Here is a 22,649-nt window from a genome sequence, read left to right on the forward strand (position 1 = left end):
TATGTATGAAAGAATGCTCAACAAACAGGTAAAGCCCACAGTAGCTGATATGACAGGGTATTGCGGCGAAAATGCTGAATTATTTACTTACCTCAATGAATGGTTGGAAAAAACCTTCCAAACAGAACCGCAGGTTGTGTTTCCCTATGGAAATCAATATGGTTGGGGGATTGCTCACAGGAAGAAAAAGAATCTCATCTGTAATGTATTTCCTGAATATAATTCGTTTACCGTGATGACCCGATTATCAAATAAACAGTTTGAGTCGGTATACAGACATGTGAGCCGGTATACGCAGGAATTGATAGATAACAGGTATCCCTGCGGGGATGGAGGATGGGTCCAATACAGGGTCCTCTGTGAGAGGAATCATGAGGATATTCAAACAATATTAACTGTAAAATGCTCATCATAACAGATACATAATAACAGGCACAAAAAGAACTGCTGACCATGAAGTGAAGTACAGGGGCAGCAGTTCTTTTTATCCCATGAATGCGGAGTCAAATGCTAAACATAACAGGTAATCCCAGAAAAACCAAGGGATTGTTTTTCTTGTCAGTTTCTCCGGTCTTCCACCATCAATGTCTGGATCGCATCAGAAGATGGATTCCAGTTTAATACATAGAGGGTGTAGATACGTCTGGGCCTCATGCTGATGGTTGTGGTGAGCAATGTTGTTTCCGGCCTGGCGGAACGGGAAACATGAACCGTATAACTTCCGCTCATCATGGAACTGAAGCTGGTTGCCTGTTTAAACCGGACAGAGTTGAAGTAGATATTTCCAAGGGCAACATTGACGGCACCGCTGTAATAGGCCAGGTTACATACACGAAAACATGCGTTCGCGTTGGACATAGGGCAGGTGGTATCTGCAATTAAGGTCAGATCCAGCCCTGTGGAGGAATTGATAATTGCAATGGTAGCCATCCCATCCCCAATATACATGGATTTCCGTACATAGGTGTATCCGTTCCCCACCACCGCAAAGGTATGGTATCCCTGTGAAACCTGCTGATAACGGGTCAGTTCAGGAAAATTAAGGTTAGAATAAACAGGGCGGTTGTCAATGTAGATGGTAAATGCATTATATCCCGTTGCCGCATTCAGAAAACGGATCGCGCCCCGTACCCACTGATCGTTATTGCAGAAAAGGCAGGGCATGGGTGTTGGAACAAATGGAGGATAAATAGGGCGGTCGGGATAAGGCCGGTCGGGGAATGGCCGGTCGGGAAATGGCCGGTCAGGATAAACGGGTGGCATAACTGAAAAATCCGGGTCGATATCTTCATCATCCGAAGGGATCATTACATCATAGTCTGGCACTGAAAAGTCCGGGTCAACGGAAAATGCCGGATCGACCGCAGTGTCTGGGTCAACCATAAAGCCGGCGTCAAACGAATCATTTGTAAGTTGTGCAGCGGTAAGTGGTATTGTTTTAAATAGGTTCATCGTATTTCCTAGTTGTTCTTTTAATTTAGTATATTCAATAGTTATAAATGAGTGACCGTACATGTCTGATGCACACGGTTACGGATGGCGTTTGATTGATAGGTTGATTGATAGGGTCAGCACTTTTGGAGAGGGGAGAAAACATCACGGGGAGGGAACAGGAGTATAGTTTACCGGTTCCTCCGTTACATGATCAAAGCGGTAGGCTGAGAATATCAAACCTAACAAAAGAAGATTGAGCATGATGCTTAACCGTCCTTCTGAAAGCAATGGCATATTAGGAAATTGGCCGTATTGATATCCAAAATTCCCCAGCACATAAAACACTCCCTGCCAAAGCAGGCACTGGCTGCAGCAAAATCCAAGGGATGAAGCCAGCAGTCCGCGTATGCGTCCGATGCAGGAGAAAAGGATCAGATAAAATAATCCGATGCCCCCCACAAGGAACAGGCCTGGAATCCATCCAAAGAGGAGGATGGCCACTGCGATTATATAGTTGTTGTAATAGTGTATGGGAAGGATATCCCACAGGGTTACATTACCTGCGTGGTACTGGAGGTAACGGGGCATATATCCCTGTTCCCAAAGCGCGTTGGACACTTCATGAAGCTCCAGCTGCCGGCGTACGGTCCGTGTACCGGTGATATCCAGTCCGACCTGCCTGAAATCCCGGGATTCAAAGTACCATGCACCGGAGCCGTATTCCATCATTTTCTCCGCAGACAGTTCCAATCCATGGGTGAGCGGCGTTTTTGACAGGAGTTCCTGGATCAGGATGCCGTTATAAGTATCATCCCATGTGCTGTGAACCGCTGACTGCGGGGAAAGAAATGCTGCAGCATTGTTCCGGCCGGTGCCTGTGAGGAGCACAGGGCTCCCTATCAGTACCAGCCCGGCCAGAAAGCCGATGCAAGGTGCATGGCGTTTTCCGGAAAAAACCGAGTTCCGGGCCATATAACACAGGGTGGCAAGCATGCTGAGAAGTGACATAATGGGAACTGTATCATATAATTGCAGACAGGATGTATATACCAGAAGCATCCAGATGCCGGCACACAGGGAAGCGGTGATGAGAAACTGCCTTTTATGTAAACGGGAACAATACAAAATCACTGTGATCACCGGCGCGGAAAGCAGTATGGCACAGTAAGCGATTGTGGAATTTCCTATCACATACCCATGATATTCTGAGAGCAGGAAGATCCCTGCCCTGGCGGCCAGATACAGGGGGCATACGGATAATACAAGAATCTTCCGGTATCGGATCAAAAGAGGATATCCATGTAAAGCAACCAATATCAGCAGTGCAACGCCCATGATATAATAAATAAAGCGGTTTCCGATCTGGACCGGCCGCCATTGCATGAATATGGCAAATGCAAGTCCTGTGAGCAGCAGCAGGGCGGTGGCTGCTGTGAGCAGCGGGGCTTTCTGAAGCTTGTGGACTTCGTTCAGTCTGGTTCCGATGGCGGCTGCATCACCCATACAGCGCAGGGCCTGAGCTTCTGCTTCCTTGGGGGAAAGCCCCTGGGATTCGTAGTCCTCCATGCGGTCCTGAATATGTGATTCCAGTTCCTGACGGATGGAGGGCCGAAGGGGCTTGTAGGAGATCTGTTCAGTTACTTCTTTAAGAAAGTGGGAAGTAGGGGAAGGGGAGGAGTTCTTATCCAAAGACAACACCCCCCATCACCTGGTTGACGGCGGTCTGATAGATTTCCCACTCTCTGGCTTTTTCTTCCAGCAAAAGTCTTCCGGTGGGAGTAATGGCATAATATTTGCGGATCCGTCCGCTGTCCGCTGTCTGCCGGTAGCTGCTGACAGCTCCCTGCTCCTCCAGATTGTGCAGGATGGGGTAGAGGGTGCCCTCCTGAAGCTGAAATACATTCCGGCTCTGCTGTTCCAACTCCCGGATGATCTGATACCCGTACATGCTTTCCTGTTCCAGAAGCCTCAGCACCAGCATGGAAGTGCCAAGAGCCATATAGCGTTTGTCCATAGAGTGACCTCCTTGTTTGTAACCTGTTATGATCCGTTTCCCATTCATATCGTTGGTGTGCCAATGAAAGAAAATAAAAGGCACATACATAGATAATCCAGGTATATGTTGCATTATACCTGGATTATCTATGTGTGTCAAGGGAGAATCCTCGTTCAATCGCGGCCGGGCATATTGATAATTTGTAAAATACAGTGTATGCTTATGTTAGCGGGTGAGTTTTAGACAAAGGGCCCATCTGTGTGCAGGTGAATACGGTTACCGATTGTTTCAGATCGTATTATCTGAACCAGATAAGGAATCTCAATGTTATGATAGTCACTGCAATGACGCTCATGACAGCAAGGCTTTTCAGGTCATTTATCATATCCTTTTTCATATGGATTCATCTCCTTTCCGTACTTTTGTATGATTTTAATATATACCTGGTCCATATTAAGATTCCATACACATAAATGGTCCAACTCATTAATATTTTGTTGATGGAACACATTCACAACTCAAATTTCCGGGGCACCATCTGAGCATGGTGTTCTGGAACATTTCTATAATCCATGGAAATGGTAAACCGGAGGTTAAAATTGAAAATTGAAATTGATATGCCCTCATCTGTTGTATGTATATTACAGGAACTGGAGCAGAAAGGGTATGAAGCATATATTGTGGGGGAGTGTGTCCGGGACAGCCTTTTGGGAATCTGTCCTGAAAATTGGGAGATCTGTACCTCAGCTCCCAAGGAACAGCTGGCCGGTATATTTTCCCAGGGGAAAATGGTTCCCGGGGACAGACGGAAAGCCCCGGGATCCTGCAGATACCAGCCATGTGACCGGGTTGATGTGGCCGGTGATATGACCGATCTGAAGAGAGAGCTGGAGCAACGCATTTTCACCATTGAAGCCATGGCTTATGGGCTGGGGGTGGGGCTGATCGATCCCTTTGACGGTAGGCAGGATCTGGCGGACCAGAGGATCCGGTGTATAGGAAAGCCGGAGGATGTATGGAAGGCGGAGGAGATCCTGTCCTGCGTCCGCCTCGCAGTCCGGCTGGGGTATGGGATCGATAAAGATACCCTGGACTCAGCCGTTGCCCACAAGGACAGGCTGATAAAAGTTCCCGGACCATGGGTCGGGGATGAGATCATAAAGATGTTCTCCGGTAATATAAGTGACCTGGTGTATCAAATCAGATGTGCCCAGCCTATTTTCATGGAGGTCCTACCGGAGCTTAAGCCCATGGTGGGATTTAAACAGAACAACCCATACCATGCCTATGACGTATGGCGGCATACGCTGGAGGCCCTGTCCGTGGCAAACGGTGATCTGATCGTCAGGCTGGTGGTCCTGTTTCATGATATTGGAAAACCCCATTGCTATACAGAGGATGAGAAGGGGGTGGGACATTTCTATGGACATGGATCTGTTTCTGCCCGTATCACGGATGAGGTGTTGGGCAGGCTGCAGTTTGACCGAACTTTAAGGGACAGGATCGTGGAATTGGTCAGGTATCATGATGTGGACTTGCATGAAAACAGGAAAAGTGTGCGGACCTGGCTTAAGAGAATGGGAGAGGATCAGTTTCGCAGGCTTCTTGAGGTCCGCCGCTGCGATGTGACGGGCCAGAACCCCAGGTACATTGCCGAGAGAGTGGAGAAGGTGGAGAGGATCAGGGCAATTCTGGATGAGGTGTTGATCCGGGACCGGGGATTTACCATCAAAGATTTCTGAAGCTGCCAAAAAAGGCGGCTTTTTTCTTGTCCACGGCAAAAAAGGTATTGATCATAGGCAAACAGCGCATAATGTGACCAGATATATACTGGAGGTCTGGCATGAAACATATGTATAAGGAATTGTTTTTGTTTAAATGGGCTCTTCTGCTGCTTTTTATCACCGTGGTCGGTTCCGTGGCCGCCAATCTTGCCCTGCCCATGTATCTCTCGGAGGTAATCAATACCGCGATTCCGAATGGGGATAAGGTACAGGTGGTATCAATTGGAGGAGCCATGCTGTTGTTTGTGCTGCTGGGGGTTGTGTGCAGTGTGGGAACCGGTTTTTTTGCTTCCCTTGCATCCGTTGGCTTTGGGAAGATTGTGCGGAGTAAGATATTCCGAAAGGTACAGTTCTATTCCCAGACAGAATTTGACGGTTTTTCCACCTCATCCCTGATCACAAGAACCAACAATGACGTTGTCCAGGTCCAGACTTTCATGAATATGCTTCTTAAGGTTTGCCTGATGGCTCCCATCATGTGTATTGGCGGGGTGGTGCTGGCCCTGGCAAAAAGTGCGACCATGTCCATGATCCTGATCATTTCCCTGCCTGTCATGATCGCCTTTGTCCTGATCATAGCCCGACTTGCATCGCCTTTGTCCAGAAAGATGCAGGAAAAGCTGGATGAGATCAACCTTGTCACCAGGGAGAAGCTGACAGGGATCCGTGTTGCCAGAGCCTTTGGGACGGAACAGTTTGAGGAACAGAGATTCCACAGGGTCAATGATGAATTTATGCTCAATACCATCCGCATGAACAGTATCATGGGGATTATGATACCCGGGCTGAGCCTGATCCTGTACGCGACCATGGTTGCCCTCATTGCCTTTGGGGGATACCAGATCATCAATATTCATACAGCGATTCCCATTGGGGACATCATTGCTGTGATCCAGTATGTGATGCAGATTATGATGTCGGTGATGATGCTGTCCATGATATTTGTCATGTATCCCAGGGCAGCGGTTTCTGCGGGCAGGATCAATGAAGTGTTAGAAACCTTGCCCGCCGTGTCCGGACGTGATGATGGGGTGACAGAAACGGACAGAAGGGGATATGTATCCTTTCGGGATGTGACGTTCACCTTCCCCCACGCAGAGGCTCCGGCCATTGAGCACATATCATTTGATTCAGCGCCCGGGGAGGTTACGGCAATCATAGGTTCCACAGGAAGCGGCAAATCCACTCTGGTGAACCTGATTCCCAGATTTTATGATGTGCAGCAGGGAGAGGTGCTGGTAGACGGGGTGAATGTAAAGGATATGGAGCTTAGGACACTTCGCGGTAAGATCGGTCTGGTGCCCCAAAAGGCATTTCTTTTCAAGGGAACCATTGCTGAAAATGTGGGATACGGCCTGGAACATCCGGATCAGAGGGATGTGGAGCACGCGGTATCCATTGCGCAGTCCTATGATTTTGTCACTGCCAAGGAGGGCGGGTTTGAGGCACCCATATCCCAGGGCGGTTCCAATGTATCAGGCGGACAGCGGCAGCGTCTGGCCATTGCAAGGGCCATTGCCAGAAAACCGGAGATCTATCTGTTTGATGACAGCTTTTCAGCGCTGGATTATAAGACAGACGCGGCCCTGAGAGCGGCTCTGTTGACAGAAGCCGGTGACGCCACTGTGATTTTGGTGGCGCAGCGGGTCAGTACCATTAAAAATGCGGACAGGATCCTGGTGCTGGAGGATGGCCGGTGTGTTGGCCAGGGCAGGCATGAGGAACTGATGAAGAGCTGCGAGGTATACCGGGAGATTGTGTATTCCCAGCTCACCCAGGAGGAGGCAGGGAAAAATGAAACCAAGCAGCCATAATAAAAAGCCGGATCCCAATGCTGTTTTCAGGCGCCTTCTTCGTTTTATGGGACCCTATCGCAAAGGTCTGGCCGTCTCGGTTGTCTTTATCATCCTCTCATCCCTTTTTAACAGTTTCGGCCCATTTGTGCTGGGAATGGCAACGGATGCCCTGGCAGGACTTGTAACAGGAGGGGAGCCGGTCTACGGTGAGATACGCAGGTTTGCTGTTATACTGATCCTTCTGGCTTCCATTTATATTCTCTACGCTGTTTTTAAATATATCAGCACGGTCATCCTGGTGAGGGTTTCCCAGAAGACCATCCGCGATCTGAGGAACGGCATTGACCGGAAGTTTGTAAAGCTTCCCCTGAACTATTTTGATACAAATACCTACGGGGATGTGCTCAGCCGCATCACCAATGATGTGGATACCATATCCAACAGTTTGCAGCAGAGTCTGGAGCAGATCGTCACAGCTGTGACGTCCGTCCTATGTATTCTGGCCATGATGCTCTTTATCAGCCCGATCCTGACGTTGATCGGTATTGTGACCGTACCCCTTGCCCTTGTCTTTTCCATGAAGATAGCAGGGGCTTCACAGAAATATTTTAAGAACCAGCAGGAGACCTTGGGGGAACTGAACGGGTATGTGGAGGAAATGTACACAGGTCATACCATTGTCAGCGCCTACGGCACGGAGGAAGAGACCATTGATGAATTTGAGGAAACTAACAGGACCTTGTATGACAGCGGCTGGAGATCCCAGTTTATGTCCAGCACCATGATGCCGGTTACCCAGGGAATGGCAAACCTTGGGTATGTGTTTGTGGTAATCGTGGGAGGTGCCTTTGCAATTGACGGCAGAATGACGATCGGTATGATCCAGTCATTTATCCAATACCTGAGACAGTTTTCACAGCCCATTAACCAGACGGTGCAGATCGCCAATGTCCTCCAGTCCACGGCAGCGGCAGCGGCCAGGGTGTTTGAATTTATGGATGAGACCGAGGAAGTCGCGGATCCTGAACACCCCGTGGTTTTGGAATCAGTGGACGGCTCCGTGGAATTTAAGCATGTAAAATTCGGATATCTGCCATATCACACCCTGATGCATGATGTGAGCCTTAGGGTGGAACCAGGAAGCAAGGTCGCTATTGTGGGGCCCACCGGCGCGGGCAAAACCACGCTGATTAATCTGCTGCTGCGTTTCTATGATGTGAATGACGGAGAGATCCTTGTAAGCGGCATTCCGATCAAAAAGATGCGGCGTATGGATCTTCGGGCTGTTTTTGGCCTGGTCCTCCAGGATACGTGGCTGTTTACAGGCAGCATCATGGAAAATATCCGTTATGGCAGACTGGATGCGGGGGATGAAGAGGTGATGGAAGCGGCCAGGGCGGCCAGGGCGGACACCTTTATCCATACCCTGCCGGACGGGTATCAGTTTGTACTGCAGGAGGGAGCTGCGAACCTGGCCCAGGGTGAACGGCAGCTTCTGACCATTGCCAGGGCTATTTTGTCAGACAGTCCCATCATGATTCTGGATGAGGCGACCAGCTCCGTGGATACACGCACGGAAGTACTGATCCAGGAAGCCATGGCAGTCCTGATGAAGGGGCGGACCAGTTTTGTGATCGCCCACAGGCTTTCCACCATCAAGGATGCGGACATGATCTTATACATGCAGGAAGGGGATATTAAGGAGGTGGGGACCCATGGGGATCTGATAGCCCGGGATGGTCTTTATGCAAAGCTGTATAACAGCCAGTTTGCAAATGAAAACGGTTAAAATCCATGGATATTTGCCAGGATACCAAAGCGGCTTGCCCCTTTGGATCTAATGCATTATAATAGAAGAGCATGATTTAAGAGGCGGCTGTTACCAAAGGTAAGGGCGCCTCTCAATTTTGTGCATGAAATGAGAGGATAAAGGAACTAAAATTTCGTATGATAGAGGAGCGGGATATTTATGGAATGGGTGGGCAGGTTTAACCAGGCGATGGAGTATATTGAGGAACATATTACAGAAGAGACTGACTACGAGGCCCTTGGAAGAATCGTGTGCTGTTCCGCCTATCAATTCCAGCGAATGTTTGTGTTTATGAGCGATATCCCCTTATCTGAATATATCCGCCGCAGGAAAATGTCCCTGGCAGCAGTGGATCTGCAGAGGGGACGAAGGATCATTGACATTGCCCTGAAGTACGGTTATTCCTCCCCCACGGCCTTTACCCGCGCCTTCTGTACGGTCCATGGCATGGCACCCTCCCGGGCAAAACAGGAGGGGGTGATGTTAAAGACATATCCGCCCCTGAGTTTTAAACTGGTGGTAAAGGGGACGGAGGAACTGAATTACAGGATCGAGCGCAGGGATTGCTTTAGGGTTGCCGGTATATCCAGAGTGCTGGCTAGAGATATGGAGGAGAACTTTAAGACCGTGCCGGATATGTGGGACCGGGCAGTAATGGACGGTACCATTGACAGGATGCTTTCAATCATGGACCGGGAACCGGGAGGATTGCTGGGGCTGACAGCCTGCGGCAGCCGCGAGGTATGGAAATACTATATTGCGGTTCCCACCACACGGACGGGCCATGGATTTGAGGAATACACGGTCCCCTCCTCCATGTGGGCCATATTTCCGGGGGAGGGTACCAACCGCACATTACAGGATCTGGAGCGCCGTGTGGTAACGGAATGGCTTCCGAATTCCGGTTATGAATACGGAACAGCCCCGGATGTGGAACTTTACATACATGCTGATCCTGACCATGCCCAATATGAATATTGGCTGCCGGTGACAGTTGGAAAGGAGCGACCGATATGACGGAGTCAACTATAAAAGCAGTGCTGCCCCGGGATATAAAAAGGGTCTGGGACACTGTGACCTCCCTGGACCATTATGAATGGAGAGGAGATCTGGACAGGATAGAGATACAGGATGATAAGACTTTTATAGAGCATACAAAAAGCGGGTATTCCACTGTCTTTACAGTGACCGCATGCATACCCATGGAGCGATGGGAATTTGATATGGAAAATGATAACATAAGCGGGCACTGGATAGGCATATTCTCAGAAAACAGCGGGCAGACAACTGTTGATTTCACGGAACAGGTGACTGTTAAAAAGGCAGTCATGAAACCTTTTGCAAAAATGTATCTGAAAAAGCAGCAGAGCGCATATATCAGGGATCTGAAAAAGGAGTTGGGAAAATGACGACATGCGGACGGCTGATATCCGCACAGTCGGGGATGGGAAGGGAATCCGGAGGTTTTTAAATAAAATCGCCGACAGATAAGATAATCATGATTCATCCGGAGCATACTAACAGGGATAAATCCATGCGATGAAAGGTGAGATCATGAAATTTGACGCAGTGTATTATGAACCGGACAGTCTTTCCTACCCTTTGGGACAGAAGTTAAAGGATGATTTTGGGGACCTGCCCTGGATCCCCATCCAGAGCCATAATTCCATTAAAGAAATGCAGGAAAAACCAAATGCAGAGTTTGGCCATATGAAGCGCAACCTGATAATCGGTATAAGAAAGACACACAAATATGTGGAGAATCACAAGGTGTCGGATTATCTTGTGCCATACACTTCCTCCGGCTGTACGGCCATGTGCCTGTATTGCTACCTGGTGTGCAATTACAACAAATGTGCCTATCTGCGCCTGTTCGTAAACAGAGAGCAGATGCTTGACCGTATCCTTAAACGGGCCAGGACCAGCGAGCAGCCCCTTACCTTTGAGATAGGGAGCAACAGCGACCTGGTGCTGGAAAATACCATTACGGGCAATCTGCAGTATACCATTTCCCGTTTTGCACTGGAGGGCGCAGGTAAGCTTACATTTCCCACGAAGTTTCATATGGTGGATCCGATCCTGGATCTGGATCACAGGGAAAAGGTGATCTTTCGCATGAGCGTGAATCCTCAGTCCGTCATCAGCCGGATCGAGCTAGGCACATCCAGCCTGGCCCAGCGCATAGAGGCTGTCAACCGCATGTGTGACCATGGGTATCCCTGCGGACTTCTGATCGCGCCGGTCATCCTTACGGAAAACTGGAGAGAACTTTATACCGGCCTGCTGGAGGAACTGGAGGCCGGGCTGACAGAACGCATGAAAAAGCAGATGTTCCTGGAAGTTATCCTGATGACCTACTCCTATGTGCACAGAGCCATAAACAGCGAGGCATTTCCCAATGCCCCGGACCTGTATGACAGCGGCATGATGACAGGGCGCGGCAGAGGCAGGTACTGTTACCGCAATGAGGCAAGGGCGGATGCGGAACTGTTTCTAAGGGCTGAGATCAACCGGATTCTGGGCCCGGTCCCCATCCTCTATATAAGCTGACGGGAGAGCGGGGGCTGCCGTGGACGGCCGGACCAACCACCAATGGGAAAAGCTGTCCTGAACTGTCACAAAATGTTAATATAATATTCAAAGTTTTGTATTTGACACCGTATGAAAGCAATGTTATAATACATTCTAATAAAAGGGAGTAGCGAACCACCTTTGTATGACCAGTTGGAAGCAGATGTTCACAGGTGGATTTTAAATCGTCTTCTTGGTGCTGAGAAGCACCCGTATAAAATGAAATGTGCAAGACTTTTATTGTGGCAGATGCCGACCACGATAGAAGTCTTTTTAAATATCGTAAACGAATCCTAACACCATCTGCCGCGCACATGTTTTAAGTGTCAGATGACAGAAAGGAGATTGTTATGGAGAAAAAGAACATGTACAAGGAAATACCGGAGGCGATCGCGGCGGCCAACAGGGCGCTGGCAAGCCTGGAGGAGGCAAGGCAGTCCCTGTCAAAGGCAGCTGGCTGGGGCATATGGGATATGCTGGGCGGAGGATTGTTTGGCACCTTTATGAAGCATTCCAGAATGGATGAGGCAAGGCAGTCCATGGAGTCCGCCAGGCTGCAGCTGCGCAGGCTGAAGCGGGAACTGCTGGATGTGGACCTTCCGGGGGAATTTAAACTGGATGTGGGGAATTTTCTGACATTCGCAGACTATTTCTTTGACGGAATCGTGGCTGACTGGATGGTACAGTCCAAGATCTACGAGGCATCAGACCAGGTACGTGAGGCTGTGGACAGGGTAACACGTATACGCGGCCAGCTGTATGATCTTCAGTCATCGTTGGCTGATCCACAGAAAGGAGAGGATGAATAATGGGTTGTCTGGGAAATGTGTTATGGTTTATATTCGGAGGCTGCATCAGCGGTCTCAGCTGGCTCCTCACAGGGTGTTTGTGGTGCATAAGCATCATAGGAATACCGGTGGGTATGCAATGCTTTAAGTTCGCGGGATTAAGCTTCTTTCCCTTTGGAAAAGAAGTCGTATACGGAGGAGGGGCGGGTTCTCTGCTGCTTAATATTATCTGGCTGGTGGTATCGGGTCTGCCCCTGGCCATTGAATCAGCCATCATCGGAGCACTGCTGTGCATGACCATTGTGGGGATCCCATTCGGGCTGCAGCAGTTTAAGCTGGCAAAGCTGGCGCTGATGCCCTTTGGTAGCCGGGTCGTATAAAGGACTGATGATTTTTGCTTCCGGTATTTGCTTCCGGTATTTGTTTCCGGCAAAAAACAGAGGACATTCAGATGCATTTCTGCTATACTAGCACATAGAAGGGAGCCGGGCAGCACACCGCCCGGCTTTATTGACAGGAGATTGACAGGAAGAGGGTGTTGGATATGCCGGGGAAGATTACCATGGATGATATCGCCTCCATGGCAGGTGTCACCAAAAGTACGGTATCCAGGTATTTTAACGGAGGAAGCGTAAAAGAGTCCACCAGGGTAAAGATCCAGGAGATCATAGAGGAGTACAAGTATGAGCCCAATGCGTTTGCAAGGCTGAAGGCAAGGGAAAGCAATGTAATAGGCGTGGTGCTCCCCACCCTGAACTCCAAGATCACGAGCAGGGTGGTCACAAGCATCGGCCGCTTTCTAAGGGAGCAGGGATATGAGGCGCTGATCAAAGATTCGGATCACAGTGTGGAACTGGAATTAAAGAACATACAGCGCCTTATCACCCTGAAGGTGGATGGCATTCTGCTCAGCGCAATTACCATTACAGAGGAACACAGGGAACTGATCAGGAACAGTCCCATACCGGTGGTGGTGCTGGCCCAGGATTATGACCAGGGAAATTGTGTTGTCTATGATGATTATGGGGCAGGGAAGGCCATGGGCTCCTATATCGGAAGAGAACATCCTGTGCGTGTGGGATATCTGGGGGTGTATGAGTCTGATGAGGCCGTGGGCATTACCAGGAAGAGAGGAGTGCTGGACGGCCTGAGAGAGTGGAACGTGGACAATGTATCGGCAGTGTCGGGGGATTACAGCTATGAGAGCGGAATCAGGATGACTGAGGAGCTTTTGGATCAGGGTCCCCTTGACGCCTTGATATGCGCCACGGACCGTCTGGCTTTTGGCGCGTACAGGGTGCTGGCCCAGCGCGGGCTCAGGGTGCCGGAGGATGTATCCGTGGTGGGCTTTGGCGGTTATGATGAAAGTACCCTTTTAAAGCCGGAACTTACAACCCTGAAATTTGACTCTTACGGTCTGGGATACCTGGGTGCGGAGACCCTTCTTAAGATTATAAAGGAGGAACCGGTGCCGAAAAAACAGATCGTAGATTACCATATGATCGAGGGGGGGAGTGTAAAAAAAAGGAAATGAGTGCAGGGACTTTTTTGCGTATCATTGATGACTGTACAATGTGCACAAAAAAGCCCTGCGTTTTTTTACACATAAAAATGGAACCGGTGCCAAATTTTAATTGACATATAGGGCAAAAGGTATTAATATTTAAGTATGGAACCGATACCAAAAACCTTCGGAGGATGGGCAGAACGCCTCAGGGGAATCCTGTCATGGACGCATGGCGGACGCCCGCGCAGATCCGCCAAGGACGATTGAATGTAAAGGAAGGGGAAAGATTATGGATTACGCAAAAATAGCAGGTCTGGTAATTCAGTATGTAGGCGGTAAAGAGAACATCAGATCAGTTGCCCACTGCGCTACAAGGCTGCGATTTCAGCTGAGAGATAACGGACTGCGCAACGAGGAGGCCATCAGTGATATTGAAGGGGTGAAGGGAGTATTCCTCACACAGTCACAGTTTCAGATCATTTTCGGTTCAGGCACCGTAAACCTGGTCTGCGCAGAAGTACAGAAGCAGCTGGGTGTCATGGAGGAAAAGCCGGAGGATAAGAATGAGGAAAAGGGAAATCCGGTTCAAAGATTTATTAAAATGCTCAGTGATATCTTTGTACCCATTATTCCGGCCATTGTTGCAGGCGGTCTGCTGATGGGCCTTAACAACCTTTTGACATCACCTCTGATCCACGGCCAGGCGGTCATTGCCCTGTTTCCCCAGTGGCAGGGACTGGCCACTGCCATTAATACGTTTGCCAATGCACCCTTTGTATTCCTGCCCGTACTCATAGGCTTCAGCGCCACAAAGAAATTTGGGGGAAACCCGTTTCTGGGAGCCGCCATGGGAATGATCATGGTCCATCCGGATCTGCTGAACGCTTACCAGATCGGAATCGCGGATCCTCCCATGTGGAATATATTCGGATTTCAGATAGCGGCCATCGGATACCAGGGAACCGTGCTTCCCGTACTTGCAGTTTCATGGATCCTGGCAAATATTGAAAAGAGACTGCGCAGGGTGACGCCGTCCTGGCTGGATAACCTGACCACGCCGCTGCTATCCATCCTTGTTACCTCCTTTCTTACGTTCATTTTCGTGGGACCGGTCCTGAGGGAGGCGGGCAATCTGCTGGCGGCCGGGATCACATGGCTTTATAATACCTTGGGGCCTGTGGGCGGAGCCTTATTCGGTTTTGCCTATGCACCCATTACCATGACGGGAATGCACCACAGTTTTATTGCCATCGAGACACAGCTTCTTGCCGACAGCGTTCATACCGGGGGCAGTTTCATCTTCTCCACGGCCAGCATGAACAATGTGGCTCAGGGCGCGGCTGTGCTGGCCGTACTTCTGATGACAAAGAATGACAAGATCAAATCCATCTGTTCCGCCTCCGGCATATCCGCACTTCTGGGGATCACGGAGCCGGCCATGTTTGGTGTGACCCTTAAGTTAAAATATCCATTCTATGCGGCCATGGCAGGTTCCGCAGTGGGAAGCGCCTATCTGGCGGCGACCAAGACCTTGGCACAGGCACTGGGAGCAGCCGGCCTTCCCGGATTCATTTCCATGAAACCGGATCATTATATGAACTTTGCCATCGGGATCATTCTCTCCATGGGAGTATCCTTTGCATTGACCATTGTATTCTGGAAAAAGGTTGGGCTTGAGAAACAGGACAGCACAAAGGCTGCGCCTGTATCAGGGCTACCGGCACCTGAGACACCGGATACCCAGACAGCCGTACTCTATGCGCCCATGAAAGGGGAGATGATTCCCGTTGAACGGTCCGAAGATGAGGTGTTTGCCTCAAAGGCACTGGGAGATGGAGTGGCGATCAACCCGGAGGACGGCATGGTGTATGCTCCCTGTGACGGAACGGTCACACTTTTGTTCCCCACCAGGCATGCCGTGGGTATCAGGACAGAATCAGGTGTGGAGGTCCTCATTCACATAGGGATCAACACCGTACAGCTGGACGGCCAGGGCTTTGAAGCCTATGTGGCTCAGGGAGACACTGTAAAGCAGGGGGATCCGCTGATATTGGCAGACCTGGATCTCATCCGGGAAAAAGGGCTGAATCCACAGACCATGATGATATTACCTGAGGGAGCAGGTCTGAGGATCCGGCGATCCGCTGATTCACAGGTAGACAAAGATACCAGGGCGGTCGCCGTATATAAATAAAAATGACTGCAGACAGTCGGAGCACAGGCGCCAGGAGGAGTTTGCTTTGAAAAAGTATCATAAGGTTAACAAAGAAGATTATGAAAAATGGTATGGGGAACATCAGGCATACAGGGACCGGGTAAAGTCTGACCCGAACCGTCTGGCATACCATCTGATGCCGGAGACCGGCTGGCTCAATGATCCCAACGGGCTGTGCCAGCTCCATGGCCTGTACCATATTTATTATCAATATACCCCCTTTGAACCCACCGGCGAGATCAAGCTGTGGGGGCATTATACCACAAAGGATTTTGTCCGTTATACCAGCGAGGAACCGGTACTATTTCCTGACCATGATTTTGATGCCCATGGAGTTTATTCCGGCTCTGCCTTTGTGGAGGACGGCACTATCCACTATTTTTACACAGGTAATGTGAAATGCTTTGACAGGGATGATCATGATTATATTATGAGCGGACGGGAGAGCAATACCATCTATTTTAGCAGCAGGGACGGATACGAATTTTCGGAAAAAATGGTCCTGATGACCAACCGTGACTATCCTGCGGATATGAGCTGTCATATACGCGACCCTAAGGTTTTTTATCACGGATCCGCTTACTATATGGCTCTTGGAGCCAGGGATAAGGAAAGCAAAGGGATGGTCCTCCTTTACCGGTCGGAGAACCTGAAGGACTGGGAATATTATAACAGGATCACCACAGAGGCGCCCTTTGGTTATATGTGGGAATGCCCGGACCTCTTTTGGCTGGACGGCCAGCTGTGCCTGATCTGCTGCCCCCAGGGAGTAGCTCCTAGAGGCGTGGACTTCTGGAATGTGCACCAGTGTACGGTTATGGGGCTGGATTATGATTTTGGGGCAAATACTTATCGTATGAATCGCTTGGAGGACAACCAAGAAAAAATATCCATGGTGGACAGGGGCTTTGATTTCTATGCTCCCCAAACCTTTGAGGATGAAACGGGGAGACGCATCCTCATTGGATGGATGGGGATACCGGATGCGGATTATACCAACCCCACCACACAGGCCGGCTGGCAGCATGCCCTGACCATTCCCCGTGTCCTTCACTGGGCCGGGGGACGCCTGATCCAGACCCCGGTGGAGGAGTTGAAACACATGCGCTGCCATGGGAGGACATATGATCTGGGACAATTGAATGAGGCCGGGGAAAAAGAGATCGTCTACGAGGCATGCTTTCAGTTTGGCGCATGTGACCGGGTGACCCTGACCCTCCGCGCCGGAGTTACCCTGAACTATGAAAACCGTCTGCTGACCCTGGATATGGGGGGGAAGGGCAGCGGGAGGACAAACAGGAGCGTAATGGTTGATGATCTGAGGGAACTTCAGGTGTTTTCCGACACTTCATCCCTGGAAGTGTTTGTCAACGGAGGGGAGGAAGTCTTTACCACCAGAGTATATGGGATGGAGGGAAGCATCCGGGCAGATGGAGCATGTTCAGGATGCGTTGATCTGTATGATCTATCCGGATTTATATATGAGTAGAGACGCGATGGGCTGAGGTATTACAAGCAGAAGAATTATAAGCAGAGGTATTATAAGCAGAGGTATTCCGGGGATATGGCTTTGGGCCATATCCTTTCTTTTGCAATTAACCGGGCTATATGCTAAAATATGAATCATAATGTGGTCCCGGGAAACGGAAAAAGAGGAGGTATTAATGAAAATTCGGATAAAAACGAGGATCCTGTCCGCTGCACTGTGTACAGGTTTAATGCTCACTGCCTGCCAGTCAGGGACGGGAAAGACCGAGTCTGCGCAGCCGGCAGCGGTGACAACGGAGGAGAGGAATATGCCAATGGAGGAGACTGCTTTGCCAACGGAGGAGACTGCTTTGCCATCAGAGGAGACGTCTGCCAACCAGTCAGGCTCAAAACAGCCGGAATCCGCCGGCGATTTATGGGATCTGCCAAAAGAAGCGTCAGGACAGTCCGGCGAAGCGCCAGGTGCGGATGACAGTGGGGCTCTTTCCTCTCATGAAATGCAGGAGATAAAGATTGGGCTGCCGATGAATGAAAACTGGTACAGTGATCCGGTGTACAGCACGGAGGAGGGCGGCGTCCGCCAGGTCATGTTCTATGATGAGTTTTCAAGATCAGATGTCATTGTCCGGGCATGCAGGACAGAGGATGGAGATCCATCGGTCTTTTATTATATGTTTGATGAGCAAAAGAAGCAGACTTGGATGGCTACGGCAAAAGATGGGGCAAGGATTGAGATCACCCTGGAGGTTACCATAGAAAATTCTGATATACATGGCGTTCTGGCCACATGGGAGCATGGCGGGATCCGATATGCACTTTGGGAGGATGATGCCAAAGATGCGGTGGATTCAGCGGCAAAGATGGCGGTTGAGATAGCAGAAAGAAGTGCTGTCTAAAGCACCTGATCGTTTTCCGACCGCTGATAGGAAATAATGTCATTGATATCACAGTCCAGAATCCGGCACAGGTCATTGATGGTGGTTGTGCTCAGAGGTTTGTTCTTGCGCAGCCGGTCAATGGTGGAGCTTGATAGATTATGATTATAAATCAGAGTGTAGGTAGATTCCTCAGAATGTTTTAAAGTGTTCCAAAAAGGTTCATATGTAATCACGGTGTATCCTCTCTTCTTGTGATATATTTATAGAATAAAATACGGCTAAAAATATGACCATAGTCGCTTAAAAAACTATAATCAAGTTTAACGTATAAAATAGTCCTCTGGCTCAAAGGGTGCGGAATTTACCGCAAAAAAAGGTGAAAAAAGCCTTATTTCATAAGCTTCTATATAGAGAACGGAGAAATAATGGGGATTCCCCTTGAGTATGGATAAAAAAACATCTTCTCTTTTAAGGAAAATGTAAGACAGAGTAAGAGGAATAGGACTTGCATTTTTCCGAAAAGTTTGTATAATAAGATAACGGACTGAGACTAAGCAGCGTGGAAGATGCAGCTTATGAATCGAATCCAGGAGGCGGAGTAAGATGAAGATCAGAAAGGTTCTGGGCAGTTTTGCATGGGTATTGCTGGCGGCACTATTGATCATGGTGAATGCGGCAGCGGCCAGTTCTGAGGGTATGTTTGACCAGAAGGAACATTCCAGTGTTTCATCAGTGATTAAGTGAAGGAAAGCAACAAAAGGAAAAGTAACACAAGAAAAACAACATAATAAAGGCAACATAGTAAAAGGAGACCGGTCATAACGCCACGGTCTCCTTTTATGTTCAGGAAAGTCAAGAGGGCGGTGTCTCTTTTATACTTGATAAGGTGATCGTGGGTATTCACGGGATGGGGCAGCGGACATTATCCCGGTGACAGCAAGTTTTGCAATGTAGTCGGCAAAAAGGGACATGGATTATTGGCTTTTTGGGTGATAAGATAGGGTCATGAAATACAAAAAGGTTTAAAAAGTCAACAGTGGGCAATACAACAGTGGGCAATATCATTCATTCAGGAGGGAAAGATCATGCATTTATTAGACAGTGAACTGAAGAACGGGGCACAGTGGGAAGCTGCCGGCATTCAACTGCCGGAGTTTGACAGGGAAGCCATGAAAGCAGCAACCAGGGAGTGCCCTCAGTGGATCCATTTTGGAGCGGGGAATATTTTCCGCGCATTTCCGGCAGCTCTGCAGCAGAAGCTATTGAATAAGGGCGTTGAAAAGACAGGTATCATTGTGGCTGAAGGATATGATTATGAGATCATTAAAAAGGCATACAGGCCCCAGGATGACTTAAGCCTGCTGGTGACCCTGAAGGCTAACGGAACCATTGAAAAGACCGTGATCGGCAGTCTGGCCGAATCCCTGACAGTGGACCGCCAGGACGAGGCGGACTGGAGCCGTTTAAAGGACATTTTTGCCAGTCCCACACTCCAGATGGTCAGCTTTACTATTACGGAAAAGGGTTACAGCATCACTGCCGCCGATGGATCCTTCCGCCAGGATGTATTGTCTGATTTTGAAGCAGGTCCTGACAAGGCGGACAGCTATATCGGCAAGCTGGTATCCCTGTGCCACTGGAGATACACCCACGGCGGGGCACCCCTGGCCCTGGTTAGCATGGACAACTGCTCCCATAACGGCGACAAACTGCTGGCAGCAGTGGATGCCTATGCCAAGGCATGGGATGAGAAGGGACTGGCGGCAGAAGGATTTCTGGCATATATTGAGAATCCTGCAAAGGTATCGTTCCCATGGAGCATGATTGATAAGATCACTCCTCGTCCTGATGACAGCGTTAAGAAAATGCTGGAGGAAGCTGGATTTACAGATACGGAGAGCATTATCACAAGCAAAAATACATACGTGGCTCCTTTTGTCAATGCGGAGGAGGCAGAATATCTGGTGATCGAGGATGCTTTTCCAAACGGACGCCCTGTTCTGGAGCAGGCCGGAGTCATGTTCACCACAAGGGATACGGTTGAAAAGGTGGAGCGTATGAAGGTATGTACCTGCCTGAACCCGCTGCATACCACCCTGGCTGTGTACGGATGCCTTCTTGGCTACACCAAAATCAGCGAGGAAATGAAAGACGAGGATCTGGTAAAGCTGGTGAAGATCATCGGATACAAGGAGGGCCTTCCCGTGGTCACAGACCCGGGCATCCTTTCACCTGAGAAGTTTATTGATGAGGTTCTGATGATCCGTGTGCCGAACCCATTCATGCCTGACACGCCACAGAGGATTGCCTGCGACACCTCACAGAAGCTTTCCATCCGATTTGGGGAAACCATTAAGGAATATATGGCAAGACCTGAGCTGGATGTCAGATCCCTCAAATTCATCCCCATGGTGCAGGCCGGATGGTGCCGCTATCTTTTGGGCGTGGATGATGAAGGAAATGCCTTTACCGTAAGCCCGGATCCTATGTATGAAGGTCTGGCGTCAAAGCTTAGCAGTGTCAGGATCGGAGAAGCGTGCGATGTGCACATGGTCCTGCAGCCCATTTTAAGCGATGCCAAAATATTCGGCGTGGATCTGTATGAGGCCGGCCTGGGAGAATATGTGGAGAGCATATTCACTGAACTGATCGCAGGAAAAGGAGCCGTAAGGGCAGCCCTTAAAAAGCATTTGGCAGAGGTTCGATAGATAATAAGACAGAGAATGTCCCATAGAACGGCTCATAGAAGGGTCCAGAAAGAAATCCCGGCAGACCGGAGTGATGATCACTTCCCGCCGGGATTTTTAGTCTCATATTTTTACAGAAAGTGGGAGAAATTAATCAAAACGTAACAAAAATGTCATATTTTATGTACAAAACTTAAAGGATATGCTATTATAGTGGGAACGAACTTGAAGTTTTGCCGGCTTCACCGGATTGACAGGCGTTTGCCTTTTACATATAGATACCTAAGGGGACAAGGTCACACAAGCCCACCTTGTCAGCTGGGGTAAAGAGATAGGAAAGAGAAAGACAGAGGTTACGTATGAAAAGGTGGATAGCAGCAGGAATGATCGCACTGGTTCTCACCGGGTGCACCAGATATGAACCATCGGAAGAGATGACAAGGGTGGAGGAGAGCACTTCGGAATCAGGAGCCGAAGTACGGACAGAGGCCACAGAAGAAGCGGCTCCCGCGGAGGCGGAGGTGATTTCCATATCATCCTATCCTCCCAGGAATCCGGTTAAGGTAAAAGGCATCTACGTGTCGGCTTATGTGGCTGGGACTGGCGATATGATGGACCGGATCATTGAGGAGATCGACAAAACGGAGCTCAACGCAGTGGTCATTGATGTGAAGGACGATCAGGGAAGGATCACCTTTGCCATGGATTCGCCCACGGTCAATGAGATCAATGCCTGTCAGCCCTTTATCGGTGATCTGCCGGGGCTGGTCCGGAAGCTGAACGAACATGACATCTATCCCATTGCAAGGGTGGTTGCATTCCGGGATCCGTATTTGGCTGAACAGAAGCCTGAGTGGAGCCTGCATGTGGAGGATGGAAGCATTTACCGGGATAACAAGGGCCTTGCGTGGGTAAACCCATATAAACAGGAAGTGTGGGATTACCTGGTAGAGGTAGGCAAAAAAGCCGGGGAAATGGGATTTAAGGAAATCCAGTTTGACTATATCCGTTTTGCCGTGGACAGGACTATGAAGGATGTGGTGTTTGACGAGGCGGATACCAGGGGACGGGACAAGACGCAGGCGATCACGGAATTTGTCAGCTACGCATATGACGAGCTGGCCAAAGAGGGACTTTTTGTGTCTGCGGATGTGTTTGGAACCATCATGAGAAGCGAGGAGGATGCCGCGGCTGTGGGGCAGGAGTATGGGGATATGGCGGAACATTTGGATTATATCTGTCCTATGATCTATCCCTCCCATTACGGGCCGGGAAATTTTGGTATTGAAAATCCGGACAAACAGCCGTATGATACGATCAGGCATGCGCTTAAGGATTCCATCGAGCTTCTGGCAGAATCCAGACAGGAACATAAGAAACAGGCGGTTGTACGCCCGTGGCTCCAGGATTTTACCGCATCCTATCTTAAGGATTATATGAACTATGGGGATCAAGAGGTGCGTCAGCAGATACAGGCAGTCTATGATTCCGGATATGATGAGTGGATCCTGTGGGATGCAGGCGTTTCCTATCACTACGGAGGCCTTTTGACCCCGGAGGAGGCAGCGGCAGAGGAGCAGGCCATAGAGGAGTCCAGGGCATCTAAGGCGCCGGAGAACGCCGGTTTGCCGGATACGGAGACACAGGGGCCGGAAAGCGGACCGTCACAGGATCCCGCGGCCCGGTAAAAACAGA

Annotated in this window: 20 protein-coding genes; 16 read left to right on the top strand and 4 right to left on the bottom strand. The window is 49.5% G+C overall.

Going from position 1 to position 22,649, the window contains the following annotated elements:
• Nucleotide 1: 1 nt before the first annotated feature.
• Nucleotides 2–415, top strand: coding sequence for a DUF3788 domain-containing protein (locus tag ABID13_RS05670; protein WP_040414865.1), 414 nt, complete (start codon nt 2–4; stop codon nt 413–415).
• Nucleotides 416–558: 143 nt separating this feature from the next.
• Here the strand turns inward: ABID13_RS05670 and ABID13_RS05675 are convergent, their stop codons facing one another.
• The 3 genes from ABID13_RS05675 to ABID13_RS05685 all read right to left on the bottom strand — a co-directional run bounded on the left by ABID13_RS05675 (nt 559) and on the right by ABID13_RS05685 (nt 3,448).
• The gene (locus ABID13_RS05675; RefSeq protein WP_048930311.1) at nt 559–1,383 is read right to left on the bottom strand and encodes a DUF4397 domain-containing protein; all 825 of its coding nucleotides are present in this window, start codon (nt 1,381–1,383) and stop codon (nt 559–561) included.
• A gap of 213 nt (nt 1,384–1,596) precedes the next feature.
• Nucleotides 1,597–3,123 (bottom strand): permease prefix domain 1-containing protein, encoded by a 1,527-nt coding sequence (locus ABID13_RS05680; RefSeq protein ID WP_048930152.1) that lies wholly within the window; start codon nt 3,121–3,123, stop codon nt 1,597–1,599.
• Nucleotides 3,116–3,448 (bottom strand): PadR family transcriptional regulator, encoded by a 333-nt coding sequence (locus ABID13_RS05685; protein ID WP_007858530.1) that lies wholly within the window; start codon nt 3,446–3,448, stop codon nt 3,116–3,118. The genes ABID13_RS05680 and ABID13_RS05685 overlap by 8 nt, the downstream gene beginning before the upstream one ends.
• 581 nt (nt 3,449–4,029) lie before the next feature.
• On the opposite strand from ABID13_RS05685, the gene ABID13_RS05690 reads away from it, so the two are divergent.
• The 12 genes from ABID13_RS05690 to ABID13_RS05745 all read left to right on the top strand — a co-directional run bounded on the left by ABID13_RS05690 (nt 4,030) and on the right by ABID13_RS05745 (nt 18,285).
• On the top strand, nt 4,030–5,172 hold the full coding sequence (locus tag ABID13_RS05690) for an HD domain-containing protein (protein WP_007858526.1): 1,143 nt from the start codon (nt 4,030–4,032) through the stop codon (nt 5,170–5,172).
• A gap of 101 nt (nt 5,173–5,273) precedes the next feature.
• The gene (locus tag ABID13_RS05695) at nt 5,274–7,028 is read left to right on the top strand and encodes an ABC transporter ATP-binding protein (RefSeq protein ID WP_048930151.1); all 1,755 of its coding nucleotides are present in this window, start codon (nt 5,274–5,276) and stop codon (nt 7,026–7,028) included.
• On the top strand, nt 7,009–8,799 hold the full coding sequence (locus tag ABID13_RS05700; protein WP_045092505.1) for an ABC transporter ATP-binding protein: 1,791 nt from the start codon (nt 7,009–7,011) through the stop codon (nt 8,797–8,799). Before ABID13_RS05695 ends, ABID13_RS05700 begins: the two co-directional genes overlap by 20 nt.
• A 180-nt stretch (nt 8,800–8,979) precedes the next feature.
• Nucleotides 8,980–9,837: an AraC family transcriptional regulator gene (locus ABID13_RS05705; protein WP_048930150.1), complete on the top strand. Its 858-nt coding sequence runs from the start codon at nt 8,980–8,982 to the stop codon at nt 9,835–9,837.
• Complete coding sequence (locus ABID13_RS05710) at nt 9,834–10,229, top strand: SRPBCC family protein (RefSeq protein ID WP_045092507.1); 396 nt, start codon at nt 9,834–9,836, stop codon at nt 10,227–10,229. Before ABID13_RS05705 ends, ABID13_RS05710 begins: the two co-directional genes overlap by 4 nt.
• Nucleotides 10,230–10,374: 145 nt before the next feature.
• Nucleotides 10,375–11,370, top strand: coding sequence for an SPL family radical SAM protein (locus ABID13_RS05715; RefSeq protein ID WP_007858515.1), 996 nt, complete (start codon nt 10,375–10,377; stop codon nt 11,368–11,370).
• A gap of 371 nt (nt 11,371–11,741) precedes the next feature.
• The gene (locus ABID13_RS05720) at nt 11,742–12,200 is read left to right on the top strand and encodes a hypothetical protein (RefSeq protein WP_048930149.1); all 459 of its coding nucleotides are present in this window, start codon (nt 11,742–11,744) and stop codon (nt 12,198–12,200) included.
• The gene (locus ABID13_RS05725; RefSeq protein ID WP_045092508.1) at nt 12,200–12,559 is read left to right on the top strand and encodes a YccF domain-containing protein; all 360 of its coding nucleotides are present in this window, start codon (nt 12,200–12,202) and stop codon (nt 12,557–12,559) included. Before ABID13_RS05720 ends, ABID13_RS05725 begins: the two co-directional genes overlap by 1 nt.
• Before the next feature lie 164 nt (nt 12,560–12,723).
• On the top strand, nt 12,724–13,713 hold the full coding sequence (locus ABID13_RS05730) for a LacI family DNA-binding transcriptional regulator (protein WP_048930148.1): 990 nt from the start codon (nt 12,724–12,726) through the stop codon (nt 13,711–13,713).
• A gap of 259 nt (nt 13,714–13,972) precedes the next feature.
• A complete protein-coding gene (locus ABID13_RS05735) occupies nt 13,973–15,880 on the top strand; it encodes a sucrose-specific PTS transporter subunit IIBC (RefSeq protein WP_242849269.1) in 1,908 nt (635 codons plus the stop codon).
• Nucleotides 15,881–15,926: 46 nt separating this feature from the next.
• On the top strand, nt 15,927–17,390 hold the full coding sequence (locus tag ABID13_RS05740) for a glycoside hydrolase family 32 protein (RefSeq protein WP_045092510.1): 1,464 nt from the start codon (nt 15,927–15,929) through the stop codon (nt 17,388–17,390).
• 175 nt (nt 17,391–17,565) lie between these two features.
• Nucleotides 17,566–18,285 carry a hypothetical protein gene (locus ABID13_RS05745; RefSeq protein ID WP_052665715.1) on the top strand — a complete coding sequence of 240 codons (720 nt, stop codon included), beginning with the start codon at nt 17,566–17,568 and terminating at the stop codon, nt 18,283–18,285.
• Here ABID13_RS05745 and ABID13_RS05750 read toward each other — a convergent pair.
• Nucleotides 18,282–18,500, bottom strand: a complete 219-nt coding sequence (locus ABID13_RS05750) for a helix-turn-helix domain-containing protein (protein WP_007858500.1) — start codon at nt 18,498–18,500, stop codon at nt 18,282–18,284. The genes ABID13_RS05745 and ABID13_RS05750 overlap by 4 nt on opposite strands.
• Before the next feature lie 370 nt (nt 18,501–18,870).
• On the opposite strand from ABID13_RS05750, the gene ABID13_RS05755 reads away from it, so the two are divergent.
• From ABID13_RS05755 to ABID13_RS05765, 3 genes are all read left to right on the top strand, one after another.
• A complete protein-coding gene (locus ABID13_RS05755) occupies nt 18,871–19,011 on the top strand; it encodes a hypothetical protein (protein WP_007858493.1) in 141 nt (46 codons plus the stop codon).
• Nucleotides 19,012–19,352: 341 nt separating this feature from the next.
• Complete coding sequence (locus ABID13_RS05760) at nt 19,353–20,975, top strand: mannitol dehydrogenase family protein (RefSeq protein WP_045092512.1); 1,623 nt, start codon at nt 19,353–19,355, stop codon at nt 20,973–20,975.
• Nucleotides 20,976–21,313: 338 nt separating this feature from the next.
• Nucleotides 21,314–22,642, top strand: a complete 1,329-nt coding sequence (locus ABID13_RS05765) for a putative glycoside hydrolase (protein ID WP_045092513.1) — start codon at nt 21,314–21,316, stop codon at nt 22,640–22,642.
• Nucleotides 22,643–22,649: the final 7 nt, after the last annotated feature.

The sequence above is a fragment of the Enterocloster citroniae genome, from assembly GCF_040545455.1.
Lineage (GTDB): Bacteria > Bacillota > Clostridia > Lachnospirales > Lachnospiraceae > Enterocloster > Enterocloster citroniae.

What these genes read in the sequence shown, in the direction of transcription:
- ABID13_RS05705 (WP_048930150.1), top strand. Translation starts at nt 8,980, where the DNA reads ATGGAATGGGTGGGCAGGTTTAACCAGGCGATGGAGTATATTGAGGAA.
- ABID13_RS05710 (WP_045092507.1), top strand. Translation starts at nt 9,834, where the DNA reads ATGACGGAGTCAACTATAAAAGCAGTGCTGCCCCGGGATATAAAAAGG.
- ABID13_RS05715 (WP_007858515.1), top strand. Translation starts at nt 10,375, where the DNA reads ATGAAATTTGACGCAGTGTATTATGAACCGGACAGTCTTTCCTACCCT.
- ABID13_RS05765 (WP_045092513.1), top strand. Translation starts at nt 21,314, where the DNA reads ATGAAAAGGTGGATAGCAGCAGGAATGATCGCACTGGTTCTCACCGGG.
- ABID13_RS05675 (WP_048930311.1), bottom strand. Translation starts at nt 1,383, where the DNA reads ATGGTTGACCCAGACACTGCGGTCGATCCGGCATTTTCCGTTGACCCG.
- ABID13_RS05685 (WP_007858530.1), bottom strand. Translation starts at nt 3,448, where the DNA reads ATGGACAAACGCTATATGGCTCTTGGCACTTCCATGCTGGTGCTGAGG.
- ABID13_RS05760 (WP_045092512.1), top strand. Translation starts at nt 19,353, where the DNA reads ATGCATTTATTAGACAGTGAACTGAAGAACGGGGCACAGTGGGAAGCT.
- ABID13_RS05745 (WP_052665715.1), top strand. Translation starts at nt 17,566, where the DNA reads ATGAAAATTCGGATAAAAACGAGGATCCTGTCCGCTGCACTGTGTACA.
- ABID13_RS05720 (WP_048930149.1), top strand. Translation starts at nt 11,742, where the DNA reads ATGGAGAAAAAGAACATGTACAAGGAAATACCGGAGGCGATCGCGGCG.
- ABID13_RS05670 (WP_040414865.1), top strand. Translation starts at nt 2, where the DNA reads ATGTATGAAAGAATGCTCAACAAACAGGTAAAGCCCACAGTAGCTGAT.
- ABID13_RS05725 (WP_045092508.1), top strand. Translation starts at nt 12,200, where the DNA reads ATGGGTTGTCTGGGAAATGTGTTATGGTTTATATTCGGAGGCTGCATC.
- ABID13_RS05755 (WP_007858493.1), top strand. Translation starts at nt 18,871, where the DNA reads ATGAAGATCAGAAAGGTTCTGGGCAGTTTTGCATGGGTATTGCTGGCG.
- ABID13_RS05730 (WP_048930148.1), top strand. Translation starts at nt 12,724, where the DNA reads ATGCCGGGGAAGATTACCATGGATGATATCGCCTCCATGGCAGGTGTC.
- ABID13_RS05700 (WP_045092505.1), top strand. Translation starts at nt 7,009, where the DNA reads ATGAAACCAAGCAGCCATAATAAAAAGCCGGATCCCAATGCTGTTTTC.
- ABID13_RS05695 (WP_048930151.1), top strand. Translation starts at nt 5,274, where the DNA reads ATGAAACATATGTATAAGGAATTGTTTTTGTTTAAATGGGCTCTTCTG.